Source organism: Chelativorans xinjiangensis (assembly GCF_009812055.1).
Classification (GTDB): domain Bacteria; phylum Pseudomonadota; class Alphaproteobacteria; order Rhizobiales; family Rhizobiaceae; genus Chelativorans; species Chelativorans xinjiangense.
Window position 1 is genome coordinate 330,270 of record NZ_WQNH01000001.1, and the last position, 25,268, is coordinate 355,537.

25 protein-coding genes are annotated in these 25,268 nt (G+C 62.7%); 15 read left to right on the forward strand and 10 right to left on the reverse strand.

Annotation, left to right across the window (positions count from 1 at the left end; translation table 11 throughout):
- Positions 1 to 59: 59 nt before the first annotated feature.
- Together GM910_RS01495 and GM910_RS01500 are read right to left on the reverse strand one after the other, a co-directional pair.
- Complete coding sequence (locus tag GM910_RS01495) at positions 60 to 722, reverse strand: LuxR C-terminal-related transcriptional regulator (protein ID WP_159585703.1); 663 nt, start codon at positions 720 to 722, stop codon at positions 60 to 62.
- Positions 719 to 2,254, reverse strand: a complete 1,536-nt coding sequence (locus GM910_RS01500) for a sensor histidine kinase (protein WP_246225803.1) — start codon at positions 2,252 to 2,254, stop codon at positions 719 to 721. Before GM910_RS01500 ends, GM910_RS01495 begins: the two co-directional genes overlap by 4 nt.
- A 369-nt stretch (positions 2,255 to 2,623) precedes the next feature.
- Between GM910_RS01500 and GM910_RS01505 the strand changes: the two genes are divergently transcribed.
- The 3 genes from GM910_RS01505 to GM910_RS01515 are packed head-to-tail and all read left to right on the forward strand — an operon-like array spanning position 2,624 to position 6,520.
- Positions 2,624 to 4,177, forward strand: a complete 1,554-nt coding sequence (locus tag GM910_RS01505; RefSeq protein ID WP_246225804.1) for a BCCT family transporter — start codon at positions 2,624 to 2,626, stop codon at positions 4,175 to 4,177.
- 27 nt (positions 4,178 to 4,204) lie between these two features.
- Positions 4,205 to 6,046, forward strand: coding sequence for a glycine betaine ABC transporter substrate-binding protein (locus GM910_RS01510; protein ID WP_159585704.1), 1,842 nt, complete (start codon positions 4,205 to 4,207; stop codon positions 6,044 to 6,046).
- Positions 6,047 to 6,067: 21 nt separating this feature from the next.
- Complete coding sequence (locus GM910_RS01515) at positions 6,068 to 6,520, forward strand: universal stress protein (RefSeq protein ID WP_159585705.1); 453 nt, start codon at positions 6,068 to 6,070, stop codon at positions 6,518 to 6,520.
- Positions 6,521 to 6,594: 74 nt separating this feature from the next.
- On the opposite strand, the gene GM910_RS01520 is transcribed toward GM910_RS01515, so the two are convergent.
- Positions 6,595 to 8,574: a putative bifunctional diguanylate cyclase/phosphodiesterase gene (locus GM910_RS01520; RefSeq protein WP_159585776.1), complete on the reverse strand. Its 1,980-nt coding sequence runs from the start codon at positions 8,572 to 8,574 to the stop codon at positions 6,595 to 6,597.
- A gap of 258 nt (positions 8,575 to 8,832) precedes the next feature.
- Between GM910_RS01520 and GM910_RS01525 the strand changes: the two genes are divergently transcribed.
- From GM910_RS01525 to GM910_RS01540, 4 genes are all read left to right on the forward strand, one after another.
- A complete protein-coding gene (locus tag GM910_RS01525; protein ID WP_159585706.1) occupies positions 8,833 to 9,870 on the forward strand; it encodes a class I SAM-dependent methyltransferase in 1,038 nt (345 codons plus the stop codon).
- 194 nt (positions 9,871 to 10,064) lie between these two features.
- Positions 10,065 to 11,003 (forward strand): ABC transporter substrate-binding protein, encoded by a 939-nt coding sequence (locus GM910_RS01530; RefSeq protein WP_425482644.1) that lies wholly within the window; start codon positions 10,065 to 10,067, stop codon positions 11,001 to 11,003.
- Between the two features lie 137 nt (positions 11,004 to 11,140).
- Positions 11,141 to 11,917, forward strand: a complete 777-nt coding sequence (locus tag GM910_RS01535) for an ABC transporter permease (RefSeq protein ID WP_159585708.1) — start codon at positions 11,141 to 11,143, stop codon at positions 11,915 to 11,917.
- A complete protein-coding gene (locus tag GM910_RS01540) occupies positions 11,914 to 12,699 on the forward strand; it encodes an ABC transporter ATP-binding protein (protein WP_159585709.1) in 786 nt (261 codons plus the stop codon). The genes GM910_RS01535 and GM910_RS01540 overlap by 4 nt, the downstream gene beginning before the upstream one ends.
- 54 nt (positions 12,700 to 12,753) lie before the next feature.
- On the opposite strand, the gene GM910_RS01545 is transcribed toward GM910_RS01540, so the two are convergent.
- The 4 genes from GM910_RS01545 to GM910_RS01560 form a co-directional block, all read right to left on the reverse strand.
- Entirely contained in the window at positions 12,754 to 13,701 is a 948-nt protein-coding gene (locus GM910_RS01545) for a DMT family transporter (protein WP_159585710.1), read from the reverse strand.
- Between the two features lie 20 nt (positions 13,702 to 13,721).
- Positions 13,722 to 15,320 (reverse strand): TRAP transporter large permease, encoded by a 1,599-nt coding sequence (locus tag GM910_RS01550; RefSeq protein WP_159585711.1) that lies wholly within the window; start codon positions 15,318 to 15,320, stop codon positions 13,722 to 13,724.
- Positions 15,321 to 15,375: 55 nt separating this feature from the next.
- Entirely contained in the window at positions 15,376 to 15,945 is a 570-nt protein-coding gene (locus GM910_RS01555) for a TRAP transporter small permease subunit (RefSeq protein ID WP_246225805.1), read from the reverse strand.
- Between the two features lie 68 nt (positions 15,946 to 16,013).
- Positions 16,014 to 17,033, reverse strand: a complete 1,020-nt coding sequence (locus tag GM910_RS01560) for a TRAP transporter substrate-binding protein (RefSeq protein ID WP_159585712.1) — start codon at positions 17,031 to 17,033, stop codon at positions 16,014 to 16,016.
- A gap of 220 nt (positions 17,034 to 17,253) precedes the next feature.
- Here GM910_RS01560 and GM910_RS01565 point away from each other — a divergent pair, with 220 nt between their 5' ends.
- The 6 genes from GM910_RS01565 (at position 17,254) to GM910_RS01590 (ending at position 21,000) form a co-directional block, all read left to right on the forward strand.
- Entirely contained in the window at positions 17,254 to 17,928 is a 675-nt protein-coding gene (locus GM910_RS01565; protein ID WP_159585713.1) for a GntR family transcriptional regulator, read from the forward strand.
- Between the two features lie 37 nt (positions 17,929 to 17,965).
- Positions 17,966 to 18,730, forward strand: coding sequence for an SDR family oxidoreductase (locus GM910_RS01570; protein ID WP_159585714.1), 765 nt, complete (start codon positions 17,966 to 17,968; stop codon positions 18,728 to 18,730).
- Positions 18,699 to 19,283, forward strand: a complete 585-nt coding sequence (locus tag GM910_RS01575; RefSeq protein WP_201285381.1) for a gluconokinase — start codon at positions 18,699 to 18,701, stop codon at positions 19,281 to 19,283. The genes GM910_RS01570 and GM910_RS01575 overlap by 32 nt, the downstream gene beginning before the upstream one ends.
- 268 nt (positions 19,284 to 19,551) lie before the next feature.
- Positions 19,552 to 19,890: a hypothetical protein gene (locus tag GM910_RS01580; RefSeq protein ID WP_159585715.1), complete on the forward strand. Its 339-nt coding sequence runs from the start codon at positions 19,552 to 19,554 to the stop codon at positions 19,888 to 19,890.
- A 232-nt stretch (positions 19,891 to 20,122) separates the two neighbouring features.
- Positions 20,123 to 20,308, forward strand: coding sequence for a hypothetical protein (locus tag GM910_RS01585; protein ID WP_159585716.1), 186 nt, complete (start codon positions 20,123 to 20,125; stop codon positions 20,306 to 20,308).
- A 269-nt stretch (positions 20,309 to 20,577) separates the two neighbouring features.
- Positions 20,578 to 21,000 (forward strand): hypothetical protein, encoded by a 423-nt coding sequence (locus GM910_RS01590; protein ID WP_159585717.1) that lies wholly within the window; start codon positions 20,578 to 20,580, stop codon positions 20,998 to 21,000.
- Positions 21,001 to 21,111: 111 nt separating this feature from the next.
- Here the strand turns inward: GM910_RS01590 and GM910_RS01595 are convergent, their stop codons facing one another.
- The 3 genes from GM910_RS01595 to GM910_RS01605 are packed head-to-tail and all read right to left on the reverse strand — an operon-like array spanning position 21,112 to position 23,525.
- The gene (locus GM910_RS01595; RefSeq protein ID WP_159585718.1) at positions 21,112 to 21,447 is read right to left on the reverse strand and encodes a hypothetical protein; all 336 of its coding nucleotides are present in this window, start codon (positions 21,445 to 21,447) and stop codon (positions 21,112 to 21,114) included.
- Positions 21,447 to 22,313 carry a DUF6772 family protein gene (locus tag GM910_RS01600; RefSeq protein ID WP_159585779.1) on the reverse strand — a complete coding sequence of 289 codons (867 nt, stop codon included), beginning with the start codon at positions 22,311 to 22,313 and terminating at the stop codon, positions 21,447 to 21,449. The genes GM910_RS01595 and GM910_RS01600 overlap by 1 nt, the downstream gene beginning before the upstream one ends.
- Positions 22,314 to 22,367: 54 nt before the next feature.
- Complete coding sequence (locus GM910_RS01605; protein WP_159585780.1) at positions 22,368 to 23,525, reverse strand: mandelate racemase/muconate lactonizing enzyme family protein; 1,158 nt, start codon at positions 23,523 to 23,525, stop codon at positions 22,368 to 22,370.
- A 125-nt stretch (positions 23,526 to 23,650) separates the two neighbouring features.
- Here GM910_RS01605 and GM910_RS01610 point away from each other — a divergent pair, with 125 nt between their 5' ends.
- A complete protein-coding gene (locus GM910_RS01610; RefSeq protein ID WP_159585719.1) occupies positions 23,651 to 24,418 on the forward strand; it encodes a FadR/GntR family transcriptional regulator in 768 nt (255 codons plus the stop codon).
- The gene (locus GM910_RS01615; protein ID WP_159585720.1) at positions 24,415 to 25,215 is read left to right on the forward strand and encodes an SDR family NAD(P)-dependent oxidoreductase; all 801 of its coding nucleotides are present in this window, start codon (positions 24,415 to 24,417) and stop codon (positions 25,213 to 25,215) included. The genes GM910_RS01610 and GM910_RS01615 overlap by 4 nt, the downstream gene beginning before the upstream one ends.
- Positions 25,216 to 25,268 lie beyond the last annotated feature (53 nt).

Genomic DNA, 25,268 nt, shown 5'->3' on the forward strand with positions numbered 1-25,268 from the left:
TCCGGGCGCCATGGGCATCTTCGCGGACTTTCACGAGTGGATGCTTCCGGCGCGCCGGTTCATGCCGGAGGATAGCCGTTTTCCATCGCATCGCGCAGCACCATGGCGGCCTGGGTGCGGTTGCTCACATCAAGCTTGGCGAGAATGCGCGTCATGTGGTGCTTGACAGTCTTTTCCTGAAGGTCGAGTCGTCGCGCGACGTGCTTGTTGCTCAAGCCGCTTGCTACCAGTCTCAGGATTTCCCTTTCCCGCGTCGTAAGGGTGGCAAGCGGGTTGGTCATGGGCGGCAGGCCCGATCGCGCGGAGAGGTCCGAAAGCAGCCGCGCCGACAAACTGGGCGAAACATAGCTTTCGCCTGCCGCAACGGCGCGTAGGATTTCGGCAAGCGCCCGCGAGCCGACGCCCTTCAGCACATAGCCCTTGGCGCCACTGTTCAACGCCATTGCGACATCCTCGGTTCTTTCCGATACGGTCAGCAGGAGGATCTTCTGGGTGGGGTGGCGAGCGAGAATCGGCTCGATCGCGTTCAAGCCCCCGCCGGGCATCGATATGTCAAGCAAGACGATATCGGGACGCTTGGCTTCGGTTATTCGCAGCGCGTCCTCCTTCGTCGCCCCCTCACCGACGATCTCAAAGTCGCCGTTTTCCGACAGGCTGCGTATAACGCCCTCCCTGAACAGCGGGTGGTCGTCAATCACCGCAATCCGGATCGCTGCCATCACAACGGCTCCACTTCCTCTATGTCGAGAGACATCCGAACGTTCGTACCCTTCTTAGAGGAGGTGATTTCAAACCGGCCGCCAAGGCTTTCCACCCGCTCGCGAAGGCCGGCGAGGCCGAGCCCCTCGGAGCGCACGTTCGCTGGATCGAAACCGGGGCCGCTGTCGGAAACCTCAACGGCGATGCGGCCGGCGTCCGCAGTCTGCCTCACCGCTTGCCCGATGCCTCCGCCGTGACGGTAGCTGTTGTTCAACGCCTCCTGCACAAATCGATAGATGCAAATCTTTTCCGAAGGCGAGAGGGAATGCGATGTCTGTGACATCGACAGTGCGGCAGCCGTGCCAGTGCGCTGCTCATGCGTGCGGACGGCCAGACGGAGGATTTCCGGCAGCTCCGCCGCCTCGACATGCGGCAGGACGAGACCGTGGCAGATGCTTCTGATTTCGCGCAAGGCTTCTTCCAGAGCGGATTTGATGGCAAGCGCCTCGCGCTCGCGCGCCTTGCTCGCCGCGGGCGCGTCAGTCAGGGCGGCGCTGTCCAGCTTGAGTGCTGCAAGCGCCAGGAGCTGCGAGGGCCCGTCGTGCAGGTCGGCGCCGATGCGTCTCAAGTAGCGCTCGTTGAGCGCGGTCGTGCGCTGGGACGCGCGCTGGACACGCAAGCGTAGTGCCTTGTTCTGGGCAAGCAGATCCAACAGCTCGGAAACGCGTTCCCTGAGGGCCTGGCTCTGGCGGTCGATCAGGCGGCTGCCGCGAAAGACAATCGCTGAAAGCGTGAGGAAGAAACCCGATGTGACGGAAGCTACGGCAAACCAGCTCCAGGCGCGCGCCCGACGCAGGTCGCGTTCGAAATCGGTGGCGATCTCCTGGAATTCGGAAACCGCGACGACATCGCCGGACCATGGCTGCAGCACCGGATTGTAGATTTCCAACAGCGGACCGCTGCCATTAGGCCCCGTCTCGCCCGTGAGGCCGGCGGGCCGATGGAAATCCGCGACCAGCCTCCCTGTGAAAGCGGCCTGGAGATCGTCGCTGGGCTCGAAGCGCTTGCCGATGAGCGTCTTGTCCTTGGAATAAAGGATCGTTCCGTCGCGGCTCCACAGGTTGAACGATGCAAGACGATTGCCGAGCGCGCCCTGTCCGAGTGTCTCGTCGAGCGCACGCTTGACCGGGACATCGAGCACCTTGTTCCTTTGCATGTCCGGCAGTAGCGGGGCGATCACGCTGTCCACGTAACGCGCGGTTGTCGCGGCAGAATTGCGGGTGACGCTGTCCTGGATCAGACTTGTCACAAGAAGGCCGATGATGACCATGGCTGCAACCGAAACAAACCCACCCGCAACCAGGAACTGAACGGCCAGGGACCGCGCATTCCAAAAATCGCGAATCCAGTGCAATTGCAGCGCTGCGCCGCGCTCCGCTTCACGGTGCAGCCGTTGTTCGGATTCGGCACGGTCGGGATCACCGGCAGGAGCTTGCACAATAGGCTTCCCGACCGACATAGCGGCCCGCGGTTTATTGCCGGCGCCAGTTGTCATCGAGCATCAGCGCTTTCTCCCCCAGTTTACAAAACTAGGTGCACCGGTTGAAAGGAACACTCACATCCTGGAATTTTTATGGAATCCAGACGCTCGTAGCGCGGTGGCTCAGGCGCAGGTCTTAAAAACAGAAGAGCCGTTTCGACACCTGTCTCGGCGTGCACGACGCCGTGCATCCAGTATTCAATGTCTGTGCCGCCCCAGGGAGCCGGGAGACCGACGGAAGTGACTACCAGGTGATGCCATTGTCTTCCGGCGAAACAAAAACCTTCCCGCACAAACGGCACAATGCCGGGACCGTAAATCTTTAGGTTGCACCTGCCCGGTATGTGGTCGAAAGTAGGCCGACCATTCACTGGAGGGGCCGCGATGACGCAAAAAGCGGAATCCGGAAACAAGATGAATGTCGTCTTCGCCGTGTCGATGGTGTTTTGCGTCATGATCGGGGGGTGGGGTCTGGTCGATCCCGACAGCATGACCGGCACCATGCTCGGTTTCACAAACTATCTTCTCAATGGCGCCGCCTGGTACTGGCTCCTGATCTGCACCGCCTTCCTGATCCTGAGCATCTATCTTGCCTTTGGACCCTACGGGCACATCCGGCTCGGCAGGGACGATGAGGAGCCGGAGTTCTCCACGCCGTCATGGATCGCGATGCTGTTTGCCGGCGGTATGGGTTCGGGGCTGTTGTTCTGGGGGGTCGCGGAACCCGTCTATCATTTCGAGGATCCGCCCGGGATGGTAGGAGGAACCGCGCTCGCCGCGCGCGAGGCGATGGTCATTACCAACCTTCACTGGGGCCTGCATGCGTGGGCGATCTACGGCGTGTGTGCCTTGGTGATCGCCTATTTCACCTTCCGCCGCGGCGAAAGCTCGATGATCTCGACGCCGATCAAAGCGGTTTTCAAAGGACCGTCGGGAAACGTGGTCGGCAATGTCGCCGATATCCTCGGCGTGCTCGCCGTGGTGTTCGGGCTGGCCGGTTCGCTGGCGATGGGCACGCTTTCAGTGCGCTCCGGCCTCGGCTTCGCATACGGCGTGCCGGAGACGCTGACAACGTCGCTCGGCATTATGGTCGCCCTCTATGTCTGCTATATGCTCTCGGCGACCACCGGTGTCGACAAGGGCATAAAGATCCTGTCGAACCTCAACATGATCATCGCCATCGCGCTGATGCTCATGGTCATGTTCGCCGGGCCGACGGCCTTCATCTTCGAAACGTTCCTCAACACGATCGGCGAATATTTCACCCGCATCGTCGCTCTGTCCTTCCGTCTGTTCCCCTATGAGGGTCTCACAAGCTGGATGACCGGTTGGACGCTGACCTATCTTATCTGGTGGATCGCCTGGGGTCCGTTCATCGGTATCTTCGTGGCGCGCATCTCGCGCGGGCGCACCATTCGGGAGTTCTGTTTCGGCGTCATCATCGTGCCGACGCTGTTCTCGATGTTGTGGTTCGCCGTCTTCGGCGGCGCTGGTATTTACATAGAGTTGTACGGCGGCGGCGGTCTCGCCGATGTCGTCTTCGAGGACGTATCGAAAGCCCTGTTCATATTCTTCGACTATTTCCCCGGAACGGTCGTGCTCAACACGCTCGCGGTGGCCCTCGTCTTCATCTTCCTCGTCACCTCCGCCGATTCGGGCACGTTCGTCCTTTCGATGATGACGTCCGAAGGCAATCTCAACCCGCCGATCGGCCACAAGATGGTCTGGGGGACGTTGATTGCCGCGATCACCGTCGGCACGATCTTTACCCAGTCGGTACCGGTCGCCAAGGCCATGGCTATCACCGGCGCGCTGCCGTTCTCGGTCATCCTGCTGATTCAGATCGTCGGCTTCATGCGCGAAATCCGCAAGGAACGCACCGACCGGCCGAAACCGATCGAGGCGCGCGGCTCGACCGTCGGCCGGGCCAGGGCGTGAAACCGGTCAAGGGAGGAGGAACAGGATATGTCCAAACGCCTTGGCGGAATCCTTGCCTCACTGATCTTTCTGCTGCTTGCCGCCTGTTCCGATAGTCGCGACACGATCACCGTCGGCTCCAAAAACTTCGGCGAAAGCAATGTGCTTGCGCACATGTTCGCGATCCTCATCCGCGAAGAGGCCATTCCCGTTGCCGGCCCGATCGAATATCCGAACACCCAGTCTATCCTCGAGGCGTTGAAACGCGGCGATGTCGACATCTATCCGGACTACAACGGCACCGGACTGGTGATGATCGGCCAGAACCCGCTCTCGGACGGCGATGCGGCGACGACACGGGTCCAGGAACTCTATGCGCCGCTTGGATTGACCTGGCTGCCGCGCCTCGGCTTCGCCAATAATTTCGGCCTCGCCATGCGGGCCGACCGGGCGCAGGAACTGGGTGTCGAAAGCATCTCCGACCTTGCCGCCCACGCCGGTGACTTGACCTTCGGCATAGAAGCCGATTTCGAGACACGGCCGCTCGACGGGCTGCAGCCTCTGACCGCGCGCTATGGCATGGAATTCGGCTCGCTCGACGTCGTGCCTCTGGACGAGCGCAACGTCATCTACGACAAGCTGCTCGACGGCGTCGTGGATGTCGGCGAGGTCTACACGACAGACGGCCAGATCACCGATTACGGCATGGTCGTCCTTGATGACGATCTTTCGTTCTTCCCCGTCTACGAGGCGGCCCCGCTTGCAAGGACCGGAAGCCTGGAAAGGCATCCGGCGCTGCGCGAGGCAATGGAGGCGCTTGCCGGAAAGATCGATGCCGACACCATGCGCACGTTGAACAGCCGCGTCGATATCGACGGGAGGTCGGCCGAAACGGTGGCGCGCGCAGCGCTGGCCGAGATGGGACTGGTCGAAGGCGGGGTAGTCACCGACGAAGAGCCGCTCGTGATATCTGCATCTCCGCTGCTGGCGGAGACCGGCTACGGCAATGCTGCACTCAGGGCCGCGCGCAGGGCGTTCACGGGCCGTGAGGTGGAACTTGCCGCGAGCACCAATCCGCTGTCGGCAATAGGCACGGGCGATGCGCGAATAGCCCTGGTCGAGGCGGACGCCTTTTTCAACCTTTCGGGCGCTGAAGCGGTCCGCAACGAGCGGTTCGAGGCGGTCGCCGCCGTCGGCCAGTCCGTCGTGCACCTTTTGGCGCGCACCGGCACCGATACGCGTGCGATCGGTTCGATCGTCGTCGGCCCGCCAGGTTCGGCCGGCAATCGCCTGGGCACCACGATCGCCGCCGGGCTCGGCCTCGAGGCTACGGTCGAGGCGGCCGAGGAAGAGACCGCCGAGGCATTGCTCGCCACAATGGAATCGAGCGGAGCCGAAGGCATCCTTGTCGTGGCTCCGATGGGGGACGAGACGGTCGCCGCGCTTACGGAAGGAACCGGGCTTACGCTGCGCGCGCTCGACGGCTGGAAGGAGCAGGCCAATCTCGTCCGCTTCCCCTTCTTGCGCGAGGTTCGGGTACCGTCCGGCACGTATCCGCGCCAGTTCACCGCAATCGACACTCTGGGCGAACAGGTCGTGCTCGCGGGCGTCGCTCCCGACACGACCGATATGGTTGGGGACCAGGGGCCGGGCGCGGTGGCGACGTCTATTTCTGCCTTACCCGGTACGGCCGTGACCGCGCTCGTCGATGCGATCCCCGGAACCACGCTGATCGACCCGACGCTGAAGCAGGCGGCCGCGCTGGCGCCGCCGGAACCGGAGCTGCCGGCGGCGATCAATCCGGCCCTCGACGTGTCGCTGCTCAACCTGGCGATCGTCCTCCTGATCTTGTGGTTGGGCTGGCTCTATATACGCCCCGAACACCGCTGATTGCGAAGGAGAAGCACTCCAATGACCAGCAGCATTCTTGTTCCGATCGATCTGGCCGACCTTGAGACCTCGACGAAGGTCCTTTCATCAGCCTTGAGCCAGGCTATCAGCGACAATGCCAAGCTGACCGTCATGACGGTGGTGCCCGACTTTGTCAGCGGCCTCGACTATCGCTACGCGATCCGCGGAGAGACTGGCGGTTCGGTTGACTACGACGTTAGGGAAATCGTCAATGAAGCCCTTCAACGGCTGAACCAGATCGTCAGCGAGAACACCCCCGAGGGCATGCCCGTCGATACGATCGTCCGCCACGGCACGGTCTACGAACAGATTCTCGAAGTTGCCGACGATATCGGGGCCGATCAGATCGTCATCGGCGCGCACCGGCCGCAGATTTCCGACTATCTTCTGGGTCCGAATACGGCCCGGGTGGTCCGCCATGCGAAGTGTTCGGTCAATGTCGTACGATCTTGAAGTCGACAAATGAGCGGTCGCAGATCCTGTCCGATCTCAGGTCGCAGCGGCCGCCCTCCCCGAGAGGCTCTCGATCATACGATACGCAAGAAGGGCTGCGCCTCTTTCCATGTGGCCGGGCTTGGTCGGTAGCGCATCTCGCAACTCGGGCGTCCCAAATAGAAGCCCTGAGCCAGGTCGATGCCCAAGGCGCGCAAGAGCGCCAACTGATCCTCGCTTTCCACGCCTTCCACCAGCACCCTTGAGCCGCGGTTGCGAACGAGACCGGCGATATCCTGGAGCATTGCCTCCCCGCGTGCACCGTGAAGGAACGACTGATCGATTTTCACCGTGTCGAAGTCGATCAGCCGCAGCCACGAAAGCCCTGCAAAACCCGTCCCGAAATCGTCGAGCCAAAACCGGATGCCCAGCCGCTTCAGTTCACTCACGCAGCGGATGATGTCGTTGTGGATCGCCATCTCCACCCCTTCCGTGATTTCGAAGGTGAGCCTGCTGCCGGACACGCCGGTCTCGTCAAGAATGGCCGCCACGGACGCGGCGAAGCCCGGCATTTTCAGTTGGATCGGCGAGACGTTGACGCAGATGGTGGATACCTGAGGCTCCTCCAGGAGTTTCCGGCAGGCAGTGCTTATGGCCCAATGTCCGAGTTTCGCGATGGCGCCGGTCCGCTCCGCTACGGGAATAAACAGGTTCGGCGCAACGGATTTCCCATCGACGGTTCTAAGCCGCATGAGGGCCTCGACAGCCTCGATTCGGCCGTTCGCGAGGTCCTGAATTGGTTGATAGACGAGAGAAATGAGGTTCTGCTCGATCGCGACCTTCAGCAAGGCCGCTATGTCTTCGCCTTCCTCACCGCTCTCGGAATCGTTCGGATCGAACAGCCGAGCGCAATTGCGGCCCTTGCCTTTGGCCAGATACAAGGCCCTGTCGGCCTCGTGGATGATCTTCTCCAGCTTCGTGCCGTCCCCGTTTCTGGTGAAGGATGCGCCGACGCTTGCGGTGACAAAGGGCCGGTCCGGCCGTTTCTCATGTGGCAACGCCAGAGTTTCGACAGTGCGGCGGATCTCCTCGGCAAGATGCGCGACCTGCTTTTGTTCATCGATGCCCGCCAAGACGATAAACTCTTCGCCACCGTATCGTCCGATTGAGGCGTTGTGTCGGGCTGCGGTCCGGCCCAGAGCCTGCGCCACCACGGACAGGCAGCGGTCGCCTTCCTGATGTCCGTAATGGTCGTTGAACTTCTTGAAGAAGTCGATATCGATGAGGATTGCCGCAAATCCTCTCCCAAAGGCGCGCCACTCAAACCAGCGTTGTCGCAGCTTTTCCTCAATGGCTCTGCGATTGTCCAAACCAGTCAGGGGGTCGGTCCTCGACAGCCTCAGGAGAGCCTCGCCCCGTTCGGTCGCCTCTTCGTGCTGAAGCTTCGCTTCCATGGCATTCAAGAAGACGTTGTATCGCTCCTTGTTGAGCTTCCAGTTCACGAACGACGTGAAGATGAAGCAGGAAATGTAAAATGTTCCGAGCGCGATCTGATAGGAGACATCCGCAGGAAACAGCGTCAGGGCCAGCAAAGAGCCGGCGAGAACCGCACCGGACGTGATCACCGAAAGGACGAAGCGGAAGCTGAAGAACAGGTTGGCTCCCATCATGAAGATGGTGCCGAACACCATGTAATGGGAAAAGCTTTGCACATGCTTCGTCATCATCGAGGGGCTAAGCCACCCGAGATAGCCGGCTAGCAGGGCAGCGGCGCAGACCAGGTCGAGCGCATCGGGGCTGGCTTCCGCGCGAACGAGGACTTCGATCAAGATGAGCACGACGACTGCAACCGCAACACGCGCAGCGATCGTGTAGATTGCTACATCGGGAACGAGCAGTATGTCGGTGATCGAATAAAGCAGGTAGGCACCGACCCCCAGCCAGAGGCCATGCCTGGCCGTCGCCCGTCGCCCGCTCTCATCTTGCTCTCGGTAGAGTGCGCGCAGTTCTCCCGTACGCAGGCTCTCCCGCTGCCCTGCGCGCTTGTCGAGCGAATCGGCCGCCCGCTCATCCATCAAATGACGCTCAGATACGGAAAATTCCACACCCCCCACCCTACCGATTGGGCCTTCTGCGCGTGCCCGAACAGACAGAATAACCCGGCCAGCTTACGGAATTCTGGGTGAGAAGCTTTGATTTTTCCTAAAATCGTTGAGGTTTGGTTGACCAAGGTGAGAAGACCAGCCGCGCGTCATGCTTGTCTCATCCTCGGTTGGCAAAAGCCTTCGTCCCCCGGTATGGTTAATACGCATTAACCAAGTGGGGCATAAAATATGAGCGGGATGGTTTTCGATGGGGAGAGTCTCATCACTCCCGAAGCGATTGCGACCGAAGTCGGTTCGGCGGTGGGCAAGCCTCTCGCCGAACAGTTTGCACATGCTCAAGCCCGGCTGGCGCTGGTGCTGAACATCGCCAAGCAGCAGCTGGAAAACGGTCGAGACCCCTCCCAGGTAATCGATCGAACGGCCATAGAACTCCATCATATGCGCCGCAGTTATCGAAACGGGGTTTGGCAAGCCCTGATCCCGGTCGTGCAGGGGCATCCGGTCTCCGAGTTCTTTCTGCAGGATCCGTTTACACGCTGGTCCTTCGAAAAGCCGAGGGGCTATTCCGGCGACGCGCAGTTGCTCGACTTCATATACGGCCATCCCAGTGTGGCGGGAGCGATCGCCAAGGCTTCTCCCCTTGGCCGGGCGCTCTATAGGTACACCTACAACGCCTCGTCGTCGGTCGCCGTGCGGGAACGTCGCGACCTCCTGGCAAAACAGGTCGACGAGATTGCGACCGCCAGGGGCAAGGAGACGGAGATCCTGGCGGTCGCCTGTGGTCACTTGCGTGAGGCGGAACACTCAAATTCCCTTCGGGAAGGGCGCATCGATCGCTGGGTGGCCCTCGACCAGGATCCAATGAGTGTTGGCTCGATCGCACGCGAATTCCAGGCGACATCCGTGGAGGCGGTCGAAGGCTCGGTGCGGGGACTGCTGGCCGACGCCTACAGTCTTGGCCGGTTCGACTTCGTCTATGCGGCAGGACTTTACGATTACCTTTCCCACAAGGTCGCAGTGCGGCTCACGCAGGCCTGCCTTCGAATGCTGAAGCCGAACGGCACGTTCCTGTTTGCCAATTTTGCCGACGACATCAGCGTCGACGGCTACATGGAAACGTTCATGAACTGGGCGTTGCTGCTGCGTTCGGAAGCAGACATGTGGAACATCATCAACGCGAGCGTCGACCGCAACACCGTCGAGGCTTCCGTGCACTTCGGCTCAAACCGCAACGTTATCTACGCAACTCTGAGGAAGCGCGCGTAGGGCGTGAAGCCGAGTACCCCTCGGCTCCCCACGATGTGCCCGCTGTTTCGACAATCCGGAAATGTTCCTGCGTAAAAATTGAGCAGGCCTGGAAAATCCGCAACGAGCCGCTGAAAACGCTCTTGACAGGCTTCGAGCAACGCGGTGTTGATTTGTATAGACAAAATCGGCAACGGGGAACGGTCATGCGTGGAATTGCAAAAGTCGGGTTTCTGGCGGCGGCGGTTATCGGTGTTTCTCCAGCTTTCTCCCAAACGACGGATGTCAACGTCGGCTTGTCCGGGTGGACCGGATTTGCCCCGCTGACGCTTGCAAAGGAAACCGGCATCTTCGAGAAGAACGGGCTCAATGTCACATTGGAGAAGATCCCGCAGGCAAGCCGCCATCTGGCGATCGCCTCGGGCGACATCCAGTGCGCCGCCACGACGGTCGAGACCTGGATCGTCTGGAATGCCAACGGCGTCGACACCAAGCAGATATTCCAGATGGACAAGTCCTTTGGGGCCGACGGGATCGCGGTGCGCGGCGATGTGGAAAGCTTCGCCGACCTGAAGGGCAAAACCGTCGCCGCCTCGACGCCCGGCACGTCGCCATATTTCCTGCTTGCCTGGATGCTGAACGAGAACGACATGGCGATGTCGGACGTGAGCATCGTCAACATGGAACCTGGGCCCGCCGCGCAAGCTTTCGTCGCCGGCCAAAACGACGCGGCGATGACCTATGAGCCCTATCTGTCGACGGTCCGTGAGGCCCCCGATTCGGGCAAGATCCTGGCTACTACGCTGGATTATCCCGCCGTCATGGACACCTTCGGCTGCACACCCGCCTTCCTCGAAGCAAATCCCGAGGCCGCCAAGGCGCTCGCAGACAGCTATTTCGAGGCGCTGGAACTGATCGAATCCGACCAGGACGGCTCTTACGCCACGATGGGCGCCGACGTGAACCAGACGGCCGAGCAGTTTGCCACCTCCGCCCAATATTTGCGCTGGCAGGACCGCGAGGCCAACGAGACCTTCTTCTCCGACGAGTTCTGGAGTTTTTCCGAGGCAGCGGCCGATCTGCTGCTCGAGATCGGCGTGATCCGCAGCAAGCCCGACATCAAGGCAATCGTCGATACCAGCTTCATCGAGTAACGGTTTTCCGGCGCGGGGAAACGCTTGGCACCTCCCCGCCGCCCTCCCGCCGGCAGATGTTCGAGCGGCCGCGCATCCGTCCCCTTGCGGCGGCGCCATGGTCGCGCCGCCGCTCCCAAACGAGGATCATCACCCGCATGTTTCGTCCTTTCCAGCCCGTCGGCTACGGAACCCGCGTTCTGCTCGGAGTAGGATTCTTCGTCTTCTTCGTCGCCTTCTGGTCGCTTGCCACCTTCGGAGGGTTCGTATCGCGGACATTCCTGGCCGACCCGCTGACGATGGTTGCAGACGGCTGGTATCTCCTCAGCCAGCGCGGCTTCCTCTACGACATCGCCATGACGGTATGGCGGGTCGTCGGTGGCTTTGCGATCGCCGCCCTTATCGCCGTGCCCATCGGCATCGCCATGGGCACCTATAAACCGATCGAGGCCATGCTTGAGCCTTTCGTGTCCTTCGCCCGATACCTGCCCGCGTCGGCCTTCGTGCCCCTGCTGATCCTTTGGGCGGGCATCGGCGAGACGCAGAAGCTTCTCGTCATCTTCATCGGCGCCTTCTTCCAGATCATCCTGATGGTCGCCGGCTCGGTCGGCAATACACGGCGGGACCTTGTCGAGGCCGCCTACACCCTGGGGGCCACGGACAGGGGCATCGTCCGCCGCGTGCTCATGCCGGCCAATGCACCGGACATCGCAGAGAGCCTTCGCCTGGTCCTGGGCTGGGCCTGGACCTATGTGATCGTCGCCGAACTCATCGGCGCCTCCTCCGGCATCGGCTACATGATCATCAATTCGCAGGCGCTGATGGCGACCGGCCAGATCATCTTCGGCATCATCGTGATCGGGATAATCGGCCTGATCTCCGATGCTCTCTTCAAGGCGGTCAACCAGTGGCTGTTCTCGTGGAGGCTCGCATGAGCGAGCTCGTCATCGACGGGGTGGGCCGCACCTTTCCCGGCGTGCGGGGCGGCAAGCCCACCACCGCGCTGCAGCCGACCAGCCTCACCGTGCCGGAAAACGACTTCGTCAGCATCCTCGGCCCCTCCGGCTGCGGAAAGTCGACGCTGCTGCGCATCGTCGCCGGGCTTGACCATCCGAGCGTCGGCAAGGTTGTGCTCGACGGCCGGGAGATCAGGGGCCCCGGGCCTGACCGCGGAATGGTGTTCCAGTCCTATACGCTGTTCCCGTGGCTGACGGTGGAGGACAATATCGGCTTCGGCTTGCGCGAAAAGGGCGTGCCGGAGAACGAAAGGCGCGAGATCGTCGCCGACTATATCGACCGCGTGGGGTTGCACGGCTTCGAGCGGCACTGGCCGAAGCAGCTCTCCGGCGGCATGCAACAGCGCACCGCCATCGCCCGCGCGCTCGCCAACAATCCGAAGATCCTACTCCTCGACGAACCGTTCGGTGCCCTCGACAATCAGACCCGCGGCCTGATGCAGGAGATGCTCCTCGGCATCTGGGAGCGCGAGCACAAGATGGTGCTGTTCGTCACCCACGATATCGAAGAGGCGATCTTCGTCGCCTCGCGCGTGGTGACGATGTCGGCAAGACCGGGGCGGGTGAAGTCGATCATCCCGGTCGATCTTCCCTACCCGCGCCACTACACGATCAAGTCGAGCCCGGAATTCAGCGCCCTGCGCTCGCAGCTGACCGAGGAGATCCGCTCCGAAGCGATCCTTGCCGCCCAGGAGCAATGACGAGGCGCGGAGGGCTTCGGCCTTTTCTTGCGGACAACCGGTGCCGGCAGCGCTTCAGGCCGGACGGCCTGTCTCGGCAGCCGGGTGCCGCACCAGCCGGCCCGGCTCGCTTTTCGCCAACCAGCGCTCGCGCAGCCAGATGGTCATGCCGGCCGCAGTGATGATAAGTGCGCCGAGGACGGTCCAGCGGTCCGGCAGATCGCCGAAGACGACGTAGCTCCAGGTCCCCAGATAGATGATGAAGACATAGGAGAACGGCGTCAGCGCGCTGGCCGCCGCGTAGCCGTGGGCGCGTGTCAACATCTCATGGCCGACCCACCCCAAAACGCCGAGCCCGACCATCAGCGTCCAATCCAGCGGTGTGGCGGGGCTTTGCCATGCGGCCATCGCGAAGGGTGCAAGCAGCGCCGCCCCCACCAACCCGCTGTAAAGCTGCATCGTGTCCGACGACACCTTGCCCGAAAGCTTGCGCGTGATGAGCGCATAGATGGCGAAGGCCAGCGCGTTGCCGAGCGACAGGAACACCGCCCAGTGGAAACCGGCGTCGAACGGCCGGATGGCGATCAGGATGCCGCCGAAGCCCGCGACGATCGCCGACCACCGCCACACACCCACCTTCTCGCCCAGAAAAGGGCCGGACAGCGCGCAGATGATGATCGGCGAGGAGAACATGATGGTCGATGTGAGCGTCAGCGGCAGGTAGCGCACGGCGATGAAGTTGAGGACGGTGCAGCTCACCAGGAGGACCGAGCGCAACAGAACGAGCCCCACCCGATCCGTCCCGAACCGGGAAAGTGAAACGCCCTCCCGCGCGATCAGCCCGACGGAGATCACGACATGGCAGAAATAACGCATGAAGGCGAGCTGCGCCGCCGGCAGGCCCGCAAGCGCCAGCCATTTGGCCGACACGTCCACGCAGGAGAATAGAAAATAGGTGAAAAGCATCAGGACGATGCCCAGCATCGGCCTGTCTTCGATCGGGCGTGCGGCTATGCCGGCCATAAGGGCAGGTTCTCCGGGCGCTACTGTCGGAAGAACATCGTCAATTCCGGAAAGAAAAGCACCAGCATCAATATCAGGATCTGGATGGCGATGAAGGGCAGGAACCCTCGGAAAATGTCGGGCAGCGTGATGTGGGGCGGCGCCACGGATTTCAGGTAGAAGGCGGCGGGCCCGAAAGGCGGCGACAGGAAAGACACCTGCATGTTCACGCAGAACAGGATACCGAACCAGACCGGCACATAGGAGCGCGCGTCGGCAAGCGGGCCGAACAGGCCGATCTCCTCGGGCGGCAGCTTCAGCACGATGGGCAGGAAGACCGGCATCACGAGCAGTACGATGCCGACCCAGTCCATGAAGGCCCCGAGAAACAGGAAGATGACCATCATGACCAGCAGGATGCCGATCGTCGGCAGCTCCGCGCCGACGATCAGGTTGGCCACGTAGGTTGGCCCGCCGGCGATCGTATAGGCGCCGGCCAGCGCCGTCGCGCCGAACGTCACCCAGATGATCGTGCCGGTTGACCTGAAGGTGCGCATCAGAGCGTCGCGGACCAGCGCAACGGAAAATTCTTTCCGGATGATGATGAGCGCCAGGACCGCGACCGTGCCCATCCCGGCGGCCTCGGTGATGCCGGTCACGCCGCCATAGATGGAGCCAAGCACCACGAAGACGACGACCAGCGGCGCGACCAGGCCCTTTGACATGGCCCATGTTTTTCTGGCCCTCGCCGCACCGAACATCAGTGTGGGAAGAAAGAGCCCGGCGAGCGCAAGCGCGCCGTAGAACAACAATTGCGAGCCGCTGTAGGGGGCGTAGTCGCTGGGCCTCAGCAAGCCGAAAGCATTCTGGGTCTCGATCAGCGCGGCATGCACCAGCGCACCGCCGCCCCACACGCCGACGAACCAGCCCATGAGGATGGCAAAGGCGCGGTATTTCTCCGCCGGCGGCAGGTCATCGTCCTCCGGCTCCGGCAAAGGCGCCAAAGACGGGTTCAGCCGCGTGCGGACGATGATGTAGATGATGTAGCCAAAGGCCAGGATGAAGCCTGGCACGAAGGCACCGGTGAAGAGGGCCTGGATCGAGGTTTCGGTGATCAGGCCGTACATGATGAGCACGATCGACGGCGGGATCATGGTTCCGAGGGAACCAGATGCGCAGATCGTGCCGATGGCAAGGTTCTGGTTGTAGCCGAGGCGCAGCATCTGCGGCAGGGCGATCAGGCCAAGCAGCACGACCTCGCCGCCGATGATGCCGGACATCGCCGCCATCACCACGGCCATGATCGAGGTCACGATGGCGATGCCGCCACGCGTACGGTTCAGCCAGCGGGTGAGGCTGTCATACATGTCCCGTGCTATGCCCGAGCGCTCCAGCAGCGTCGCCATCAGGATGAACAGCGGCACCGAGATCAGCACATAGTCCGTGCACAGCCCGTACATGCGCTGGGCCAGGATATTCAGCGGGCCAGTGCCGAAACTCGAAAAGAGCAGTTCGGGCCCGAACTTCATCACCATCACGACGACGGCGAGGAAACCCGAGGCGAAACCAAGCGGCATGCCGATGGCCAAAAGCCCGAGCATGCCCAAGAGCACGGTCAAGGAGATGACGCCGATATCCATGGTTCCCCGTCCCCGCTATTATTGTGATCTGGTTGTTTACGGTTGAAGTGGTGCGTCAGCCGCGCGGCTTGTCCGCTTCTTCCTTGATCGCCTCGACATCGATACCGATCTCATCGAGCGGCGTGTGTTCCTCGGGATCCCGGTTCCAGTCGTAGATCAGATTGGAAATCCCCTGGATGGCGGTGAGCACGAGAACGGCAAGGATGAGCGGCTTCAACGTCGCAGGGATCGGCGGGTCCCACGCCGTGCCGAAGGTTTCCCATCGGTTGAGCTTGACCCAGGCCTCCCCGAATCCACCCCAGATCACGGCGAAGACAAAAATCAACAGGAACAGAAGGGCCGCCAGATCGCAGGTCTTGCGAACCCAGCGCGGGAAAGCATCATAGAGCAATGTGATGCGGATGTGGCTTCGCTGCTGCATGGCATAGAGGCCGGCCAGCAGATAGACGGCGCCGGCAAGCCACAGCGACAGTTCATTGGCCCAGAGCGTGGGTCTGGCGAACAGGTACCGCAGCACCACTTCGTAGAACATGACGGCCACGATGGCGACGGGCAGGATCATGCTGACCCGGCTTATGGACCAGGTGACCTTGTCGATGATGCCCGTCTTCTCGTGCTCGACCACGACACCCTCCGTTTCCGCCTTGGTAAAGGAAAGGCGGCCGTGAAGCCGCCTTCCACCTATCGTTCAGCTTACTCGGACAGAAGCCCGAGCTGCTTCAGGTAGGCCTTGTGGCTGTCGACCAGCGCACGGGCCTCCGGGGTCTTTTCGGCCCACCCTTCCCAGGCCTGCTGGGCGACCTTGCGGAAAGCCGCGCGGTCTTCCTCGGACCAGCTATGAACCGTCACACCGGCCTCCGCCAACTCGGCGGCGGCTTCCGCGTTCTCCTTCTCGAAGGTCAGCGCGGTGCGCAGCGCCAACTTCTCCATGGCCGTTTCCATAATGCGCCGGTGCGCCTCCGGCATCGCGTCCCACTTGGCCTTGTTACAGGCAAGATGGTCCGACGGCATGGAGTGGAAGCCCGGGAAATTGGCGTGCTTGGCGATATCGTAGAGGCCGAGGCCCTTGTTGTTGGCAAGGCCGGACGCGTCGGCACCGTCGATGATGCCGGTTTCCAGCGCGGTGAAGATTTCGGTGAAGTCCATCACCGTGGGCTTGGCGCCGAGCGCGGCAAAGATCTCGGTTTCCAGGCCCGGGGGCGAGCGGAACTTCCAGTCTTTCAGGTCGTCGACGCCGGCGATCGGCTTGGTCGAGGCAAGCGATTCCTGACCGTAAATCCACCAGCCGATGAGCTGCATGTCGAATTTGTTGTAAAGCTCCTGGGCCGCCTCCAGGCCGCCGCCGTAGTAAAGCCAGGAAAGCTGCTGGTAGGGCGTGTCGTAGCCGCCCATGATGTCGCCCACGAACTGGAAGGCGGGGTTCTTGCCCGTCTGGTATGCACCGCCCGTCATGTCGCAGTCGAGAATGCCGGTCGCCGCAGCGTCGAAAGCTTCCACGGTCTTTACGACCGCGGACGAATAGAACATCTCGATCTGGATCTCGCCGTTGGACATAACCTGGACGTCGTCGACGAACTGAGCGGCGAGCTGACCCGACGGCGTTTCCGGCGCATAGTGCGTCTGAATGCGCAGGGTGGTCGTTTGGGCAAGTGCGCCGGTGGCAAAAAGCACCGCTGCCGCCGTGGTCGCAAAAAGCGTCTTCTTAAGTTTCATAAAATTTCCTCCCATTTTCCGCGGGCATCTGTTCGGCCCATCGCTCCAGGTGAAGCCGTATCCTCTCCACGGCTGTCGGGAAACTTATCAACGCGTGCTATGCGACACAAGCCAACTTTTAAAAATACAGAAAATTTTGTAATTCCTTGCAGATTACAAAACTTGCAATAAAGTGAGCGCAAGACTCAACGCCGAGGCCCCCTCACCGGGGGGAGTACCGATGAATGCCGAAACAGCCATGAGGCCGTCAGCCATCTACCGCGCCGTCAAGGCGCGGCTCATGGCCGGCGAATTCAAGGCGGGTGAGAAGCTGCGCCCCGACATGCTCAAGGAGGCCTACGGCATCAGCGCCAGCGCAATGCGCGAGATCTTCCTGCGCCTTGCCCACGAAAACCTGCTGACGCAGGAGGAGCAGAGGGGCTTTCATGTCCCCTTCGCCAGTGAGAAGCAGCTCACCGACATGATGAATCTGCGCATTCTCCTTGAGTGCGAGGGCGCGAAGGATGCGATCCTCAACGGCGACCTGGAGTGGGAGGCGCGGCTGACGGCGGCGCATCACAAGCTGGTCCACATCGAACGGAAGATGAAGGCCGCTGCGGACATCGCCCCCTTCGTGCCGATCTGGACGCGCATCGACTGGGAGTTCCACGAAACCCTGCTTTCGGCCTGCCCGTCCGACGTGCTGCGCGCCACCCATCGCAACATCTACGAGCAGTTCCGCCAGCAGGTCGTCGCAGAGCTGAAATTCGCGGGCTTCCGCCCGGAAACGACCTCCGAGCATGCTGCGATCCTGAAGGCGGCAGTCGAGCGCGACGTCCCGGCCTGCCAGTCCGCCATCCACACCCACCTTCAGACCTATCGCGGCGACGTGGGCGAGCGGCTGAAAACCGCCTGAGACCCGAATAGGATTAAGCGGCAAGGAGGGCCGGCCCATGCGTTTTGAATTGTTCGACCTTGCCGGCAGGACGGCGCTTATCACCGGCTCCAGCCTCGGCATCGGCTTCGCGCTCGCCAAGGGCCTTGCCGCCCACGGCGCGGCCGTCGTCGTCAACGGGCGCGAGGAAGCGCGTGCCGAAGCCGCCGCCGGGGTCATCCGCGAGGCCGGCGGGGAGGTCCTCGTCTCATGCTTCGACGTGACCGATGCCGAGGCGGTCAACGCCGCCATCGCCGGCATCGAGGCGCAGCGCCCGATCGACATCCTGGTCAACAATGCCGGCATGCAGTTCCGCACGCCCCTTCAGGATTTTCCCGACGACAAGTGGGAGCTGCTTTTGAAGACCAACGTCACCAGCGCTTATCTCGTGGGAAAGGCCGTTGCCCGCGGCATGATCGCGCGCGGTGCGGGCAAGATCATCAACATTGCCTCGGTGCAAAGCGAGCTGGCCCGGCCCGGCATCGCCCCTTACACCGCCACCAAGGGCGCCATCCGCAACCTGACCAAGGGCATGGCGACGGACTGGGCGCGCCACAACATCCAGGTCAACGCCATCGCGCCGGGCTACTTCAAGACGCCGCTCAATCAGGCCCTCGTCGACGACCCCGCCTTCACCGAATGGCTCGAGAAGCGCACGCCGTCCGGCCGCTGGGGCGAGGTGGAGGAACTCGTCGCCGCCGCCGTCTTCCTCGCCGGCAAGGGTTCGTCCTTCATCAACGGGCACACACTTTATGTCGACGGCGGCATCACCGCGTCGATTTGAGAGGGCGGCGGTGGTGAAAAGGGTGAAAGGGATCGTGGTCATGGGGGTTGCCGGCAGCGGCAAATCCTCCCTCGGCGCGCTTCTAGCCGATGCCCTCGCCTGCCCCTTTCTGGAGGGCGACCAGTTTCACCCGGCCGAAAACATCGCCAAGATGTCTGCCGGCATCGCCCTTGAGGACGAGGACCGCTGGCCCTGGCTCGACCGCCTCGGCGAAGGGATCGGCAGGGCCGCTGGCCCGACCGGCCTTGCCGTCGCCGCCTGCTCGGCACTGCGCCGCACCTATCGCCAGCGCCTGCGCACCCGCTCCGGCGTTCCGCTCGGCTTCATCTTCCTGAAGGGCGCGCGCGGCCTCATCCTGTCGCGCATGGAAAAGCGGACGGGCCATTACATGCCCGTCTCCCTGCTCGACAGCCAGTTCGCCACGCTGGAGGAGCCGCAGGGCGAGCCGCACACGCTTACCCTGGACATTGCCCGTCCGGCCGACGCGCTGATGCGCGACGCGCTTCCCTGGGCGAAAGCATTCAACAGGGCGCCGAAAGACCCATTCCAATGACCACGCTCCAGGATTTCTGGGGCTGATCTCACTGCATCACGCTGCCGCGACTGGTTCCTCCAGCGTGGCGGAGTAACGCTCCTTAGCCCCGGCCGGCGGGATGTTGCCGGCCGGCTGCGGCAGCCGGCGACCCTGCGCTTCACGCCACATCATCGACGTTCACAAATTTGTGATAGCAGTCATGGCTAGAAATTTGGATTTGAGTGTCCATTTAAGTGGAGCAGCGAGGAACCTCCCCTCCTCGCCAAAGACAAGACTGGAGACTATTATGCGTAAGGTAATTCTTCTCACATCCGCCCTCGCCCTGCTGGGCGGCAGCGCCATGGCGCAGGACTTCAAGGTCAGCAATCAGAACGGCGGTCCGGACTCCTACCTGGAGCATCAGATCAAGCCCGCCTCGGACGACCGGATCGTGACCTCCGGCATTGGTGGCCAGACCCGGGCCGGGTTCTCCGCCGCACAGGGCTTCGGCCCCAGCGACGATAACGATCTGCCTGCTCCCCGCTTCCAGCTCGACAACACCGTGCCGGCGATCGCGCCGTCCGATGTCGGCAACGTGCGCACCTACCAGGGCTACAACGCCGCCGACGATTTCGAGCCCAGCTGATAGCTGGGTGAAATCCTCCCCCCGGTGCCGGAGGCTACCCCCCTTGCCTCCGGAGCCGAGAAGCAGCCCGTCAGATGTCGGGCTGCTTTTCTTACCTCACTTTCTCCCACCTGAAACAGGATGACGGCATTGACGGCAATTCGTTTCAAATCCGAGCATTTTTGTTTGCGAAGCCACAATCGACCTGGGTCAGAATTAGCCACAAATGGGCGGGCGCAGATTGTGGTGAGACATGCAAAGCGATTTCGCGGCCGCGCGGCAACTTCTCGAGCGCGCACAGGACGAATTGTGCGGCTCCGATGACACCAGCCAAAAGATACGGGATGGCCTGGACATGCTCATCGAGGCCATTGCCACGGCCGAATATCGCAGGCCACCTGCCGAGATCGTCCCCTTTCCGCGAAAAGCCCGCTTATAGGGTCCTCGCCGGCATCCCGTGAGCCTCTTCATCGAAAGACGCCCAGCGTAGCACGGAAGGCGCTCAAGTGCCGTTCCTTCGCCGGCTCACACCCGGTGCTCACAAGCGCGTGATAGTAATCACGGTAATAACTACAAGTCTGTGAAGTAATCACGATGGTATATACACTTATGTGTAGTACTGTTGAGTAGCAAAAATCAAGAATAGACCGTATATTTACATGACAGCGAGGGACTCCTTCCCCCGCAGAAACAAGACCGGAGACTATGATGTACAAGATCGCTGTTCTCACTTCCGCACTCGCCATGCTTGGTGCCGGCAACGCGTTCGCTTTCGACGCCTCACGGGGTTTCGGCCCCAGTGATGCAAACGACCAGCCAGTTCCACTCTTCCAAATGGACAACCGGGTCGATCGGTCGACCGTAACCGCCGGTATCGGCGGCTCGTCCGGCTCCACCATTCGTGGGCCGGTCGGCTTCTCCGCCGCACAGGGCTTCGGCCCCAGCGACGCCAGCGACCAGCCGGTCCCGCGCTTCCAGATGGGCAACGGCGTTGATCGGACCGTAACCGCCGGTATCGGCAACTCGTCCGGCTCCACCATTCGCGGGCCGGTCGGCTTCTCCGCCGCGCAGGGCTTCGGCCCCAGCGACGCCAGCGACCAGCCGGTCCCGCGCTTCCAGATCGCACGCTAGAAGCGGCTTTCCCGTCTGGCCGGCAGTCCACTCTTCGGACTAGAAAAGCAGCCTCGATCCCGAGGCTGCTTTTTCTTACGCCGCGACACGCACGCTATCGTGCCACGTCCTTCAGGCTTTCAGGTGAATTGTAACGAGCACGGTGCATTCGGCGCCCGCATCGAAGCGCGTCGCCACCCGAAGCCAGTTACCGAAACAGGTCAGACGGGCCACTGCGATCTCGTCCTTCGCGGTCGGCATCTTGAGGCGCGTGCCTTCGGGCACCCAGTGCATCCCGTCGGGCGAAATCTCGATCCAGGCCATCGGCGCCGCCCCGGCCGGTTCCTTGAGCGCACGTACGAAAACGACCGCTTCGCGCGCCCATCCGGCCTCGAAAGGTTCCGTCGCGGCCTCCCCGGTCCATCTTTCGTTGCGCGCAACGATGGCGGTGATGCTCTCCGGCAGCATCAGAAGTCCCCCGAGATGCACACGGAATCGACATAGAGAAAGGCGCGCTTCGCCACGTCCGTCTCGGCAAAGAGGCAGAAATTCAGCATGCACCAGAGGTTCTTCATCGCCGGCATGCGGATCGAATCGAAATCCGACACATCGAAGACCCGGTCATTGCACTGGAGGGACAGTGCCTTCATTGCCGCCAGATCGAAATCGAAGCGCAGGTAGCTCCAATTCACCTTGGTCGCGATCTCGTTGTAGCAGAGCCGCTGCTGGCCGCCCGGTAGATCCTGCCAGCCATCGGGTGCCAGGTGATAGTGGCTCAGCGTCTTGTCGCTGTTGCCGATCGGCTTGAACTTGGTCGACTGTCGCTTGTATTGCCACTTCTGCACATGATCGCCGTCGGAGGCGTTCAGAAAGCGGATATGCGGCATCACCCTTTCGGCATCGCCGTCGCGGTCGCCGCCCTGCAGGTCGAACAGGAAGCCGACGGACCGCACGTCGGTCTCCCCCAGTGTCAGCTCCGTCGCCTCTGGCTTGAAGGTGAAATACATCTCGAACCGGATCGGCCCGCGCTTGCGGAAGGTGAGCCGCTTGATCGCTACATTCTGGGCCCCCGGCCGCGGCCTGGTGGCGACCTTCAGCGCGTAGGAGCTGCCATAGCCTCCATGCGAGCCCGCGTCCCAGTGTGCAAGCGTCGAGAGCATTGGGCTGGAATGCTGGGCGTAGCCCGGCAGCATGGTGTCGAGGTCGCCTTCGTAATTGCCTACAAGCTGCGACCATCCACAGTGGCCGCGCGAAAAATCATCGTGACTGATGATCCTCGGCAGGGGGTCGAACCGGCTGAGCCTCGGGTCCGCTTCGAGCAATGCGGTGCGCAGCGCCTCCGCCAGCTCGGTTCTCATAGGGCTTTCGGTCAATTCTCGATCCCCCGACTACCGGCTGCGGAGCCGCGCAACCGCGTCCCAGTCGACCTCGATACCGAGGCCGGGCCCGGTCGGAACCGGCAGCAGCCCGTTCTTCTGCCGGTCGGCTCCCGGAGCAGCTCCGGTGATCGCCGTCTTGAACGGGCTGGAATCGGTCTCGCACTCCATGGCGCGCAGATTGGGCATCGCCGCCGCAAGATGCACGCTCGCCGTCTCGCAGACGATACCGGACATGCCGATGTGAGGCGCGTAGGCCACGTCGTGGGCCGCCGCGAATTCCGCCATGCGGCGCGTCTCGCTGATGCCGCCCGCGCGGGCGACGTCCGGCTGCAGAAACGACAAGGTCCGGTTGGCGAGGAGACGCATCGCCTGGTCGAGCGAGTAATTGCTCTCGCCGGCGGCAAGCGGCGTGGCGCAGCGCCGGTGCAGTTCCTCGTAACCCTGCTCGTCTTCCGGCCGCAGCGGTTCCTCGAACCAGAAATAGTCGTTGTCGGTGAGCGCGCGGCCGACCTCCACCGCCTCTTCCAGCGTGTAGGCCCAATTGGCGTCCACGCATAATTCGATGCCGTCGCCTGCTCGCTTGCGCAGCCGTTCGATGCGCTTGCAGGCCTCGCGCACGGGATTGGCGATCTTGACCTTGATCCGCGGGAAGCCCTTTTCCAGGTAGCGGTCGAGCTCCTGGTCCATGAACTCGTCGGTGCCCCAATTGACGGAAGCCGCGTAGACCGGCACCTCCGCGCGCCCGACACCGCCCAGCAGGCGATAGATCGGCTGGCCGGCGACCTTTCCCAAAATATCCCACAGCGCGATATCGACGCCGGCGATCGCCTCGATCAGCATGCCGCCCGCGCGGCCCGAAAGGGCGCGCCGCATCGACTGCCAAAGCGCGCCGATATTGCGCGCGTCCTGGCCGACCAGCCGGGGCTTCAGCGAGGTCTCGATCAGCTCTGCATAAGCCTTCGGTGAAAAGCGGGCCAGCGTCTCGCCTACGCCGGCGATCCCCGCATCGGTGCGCACCTCGACAAGGACGATGGAGACCTCGCTATAGGCGCCCCAGGAGGTGATGGTGGGCCTCGGCAGCGTCTGGGTCAACGGATGCGCGATCACATCGGTGATGCGGATGCCCGGCACTGTGTCCGTTGTCGCAGCTGCCGCCCCTGTCGCCATGGGTCTTATCCCTCCGTCGGTCATCGTCGCATCCTTTTATAGGTCACCAAGATGCTTTGCAACTAACAAACTTAGTTGCTAAGTTGGAGGCTAGCTGCTAGGTGATGGCCCAACAAGGGGTGAACATGGCCACTGGCTCGACCAGAAAACCGCTTTTCTCCGCCAAACTGGCCGCGCCGTCGCGCTTGGCCGATACGGTGTCGGATGCCATCGCCGCGGCCCTCTTCGACGGCCGCATCTCGCCCGGCGAGCCGCTGCCGCCCGAAGGCGAAATCGCCAAAGAGTTCGGAGTGAGCAAGCCGATCGCGCGGGAAGCGCTGCGGCAGCTTTCGGCGGCGGGGCTGATCTCCACCCAGCAGGGCAAGGTCGCCCGGGCCAAGGCCCTCAACGGAGAGCCGTTGGAGCGGATCTACGGCTATGCGGTGCGCTCGAGCCTCGAGCGCCTGCGCGAAGCGAACGAAATGCGGCGGGTGGTGGAAACCGGCATTGCCCGTCTCGCCGCGCAGCGCCGGGGAAAGGCCGGGCTTGCGGCCATGGAAAGAGCGTTGGCCGACATGCAGAGCTCCCTTGGGGACCCCGCCGGCTTCACCGAGGCGGATATCCTGTTCCATATCGGCCTTGCGCTGGCGACCGGCAATTCGATGATCCGCGTGCAGATGGAGGGGCTGCGCTCGGTGCAGCGCGAGGTTTCGGAACTCTTTTCCCGCCGCGCCAACCGCACCCCGGCGGACTGGAACGCCACCATCGACCGTCACCGCGCAATCTATGACGCGATCGCTGCCGGCGATGCGGAACTGGCCGAACGGAAGATCATCGCCCACTTCGAGGCCGCCGACATCGCCTCCCTCGAGGTGGTCGGCAAGCTCGCGCCCGCAGCGGACGGTACGGCATGAGCGGCGCAGCGTTCTCCCTGACCGGCCGCAGGGCCCTCGTCACCGGCGCCAATACCGGCATCGGCAGGGCACTGGCGCTAGGGCTTGCATCGCACGGCGCCGATCTCGTTCTGCATCATCTTGGCGATGCCGATGGAGCCGCCGAAGTGCGCCGCGAGATCGCCGCCATGGGTCGTGATGCCGCCGTGATGGAAGCCGACTTTGCCGAGGCCGGAGCGGCGGGAGATCTGGCGGACAAGGCCGTAGCCAGGCACGGCCCGCTCGACATCCTCATCGCCAACGCGGCAATCGAGCAGCGCCGACCGTGGGAGGACGTGACGCCGGCCCATGTCGAGGCCCATGTCACCGCCAATTTCGCCTCTCTCCTGGCACTCACGCGCAGGCTCGTGCCGGCCATGGCCGAGCGCGGCTGGGGCCGCGTCGTGGCGATTGGAAGCGTGTTGGCGACGCGGCCGCGTGCCGAAACCGTGGTCTATGCCGCATTGAAGGCGGCGCAGCTCACCGCAATTCGTGCCATCGGCCGCGAAGTCGCCCATCGGGGCGTAACCATGAACGTGATTTCCCCCGGCGCCATAGAGACCGAACGCACGGCGGAGCGCTACGCCGATCCGGCGTTCCGGCAGGCGGTCACAGCGAAGATCCCAGTCGGGCGCACCGGCCGCCCCGAAGACTGCGTAGGACCGGTCATCATGCTTTGCAGCGATGCCGGCGGCTATATCACCGGCGCCGATATCCCCGTCGACGGAGGCTGGACCATCGGCGATGCACCCGGAGCGCTGCCCGAGGCGGCCTCATGACAGCGGTGGCGGAGCCCCGCGTCAAAGCAATACCCGCCAGGTCGTCGACCGCG

Coding starts and splice junctions, on each gene's coding strand:
- GM910_RS01585 (WP_159585716.1), top strand. CDS start 20,123: ATGCAAAGCGATTTCGCGGCCGCGCGGCAACTTCTCGAGCGCGCACAG.
- GM910_RS01525 (WP_159585706.1), top strand. CDS start 8,833: ATGAGCGGGATGGTTTTCGATGGGGAGAGTCTCATCACTCCCGAAGCG.
- GM910_RS01520 (WP_159585776.1), bottom strand. CDS start 8,574: ATGGATGAGCGGGCGGCCGATTCGCTCGACAAGCGCGCAGGGCAGCGG.
- GM910_RS01505 (WP_246225804.1), top strand. CDS start 2,624: ATGACGCAAAAAGCGGAATCCGGAAACAAGATGAATGTCGTCTTCGCC.
- GM910_RS01570 (WP_159585714.1), top strand. CDS start 17,966: ATGCGTTTTGAATTGTTCGACCTTGCCGGCAGGACGGCGCTTATCACC.
- GM910_RS01560 (WP_159585712.1), bottom strand. CDS start 17,033: ATGAAACTTAAGAAGACGCTTTTTGCGACCACGGCGGCAGCGGTGCTT.
- GM910_RS01515 (WP_159585705.1), top strand. CDS start 6,068: ATGACCAGCAGCATTCTTGTTCCGATCGATCTGGCCGACCTTGAGACC.
- GM910_RS01575 (WP_201285381.1), top strand. CDS start 18,699: ATGTCGACGGCGGCATCACCGCGTCGATTTGAGAGGGCGGCGGTGGTG.
- GM910_RS01615 (WP_159585720.1), top strand. CDS start 24,415: ATGAGCGGCGCAGCGTTCTCCCTGACCGGCCGCAGGGCCCTCGTCACC.
- GM910_RS01510 (WP_159585704.1), top strand. CDS start 4,205: ATGTCCAAACGCCTTGGCGGAATCCTTGCCTCACTGATCTTTCTGCTG.
- GM910_RS01540 (WP_159585709.1), top strand. CDS start 11,914: ATGAGCGAGCTCGTCATCGACGGGGTGGGCCGCACCTTTCCCGGCGTG.
- GM910_RS01610 (WP_159585719.1), top strand. CDS start 23,651: ATGGCCACTGGCTCGACCAGAAAACCGCTTTTCTCCGCCAAACTGGCC.
- GM910_RS01550 (WP_159585711.1), bottom strand. CDS start 15,320: ATGGATATCGGCGTCATCTCCTTGACCGTGCTCTTGGGCATGCTCGGG.
- GM910_RS01580 (WP_159585715.1), top strand. CDS start 19,552: ATGCGTAAGGTAATTCTTCTCACATCCGCCCTCGCCCTGCTGGGCGGC.
- GM910_RS01545 (WP_159585710.1), bottom strand. CDS start 13,701: ATGGCCGGCATAGCCGCACGCCCGATCGAAGACAGGCCGATGCTGGGC.
- GM910_RS01500 (WP_246225803.1), bottom strand. CDS start 2,254: ATGACAACTGGCGCCGGCAATAAACCGCGGGCCGCTATGTCGGTCGGG.
- GM910_RS01565 (WP_159585713.1), top strand. CDS start 17,254: ATGAATGCCGAAACAGCCATGAGGCCGTCAGCCATCTACCGCGCCGTC.
- GM910_RS01535 (WP_159585708.1), top strand. CDS start 11,141: ATGTTTCGTCCTTTCCAGCCCGTCGGCTACGGAACCCGCGTTCTGCTC.
- GM910_RS01595 (WP_159585718.1), bottom strand. CDS start 21,447: ATGCTGCCGGAGAGCATCACCGCCATCGTTGCGCGCAACGAAAGATGG.
- GM910_RS01590 (WP_159585717.1), top strand. CDS start 20,578: ATGTACAAGATCGCTGTTCTCACTTCCGCACTCGCCATGCTTGGTGCC.
- GM910_RS01605 (WP_159585780.1), bottom strand. CDS start 23,525: ATGGCGACAGGGGCGGCAGCTGCGACAACGGACACAGTGCCGGGCATC.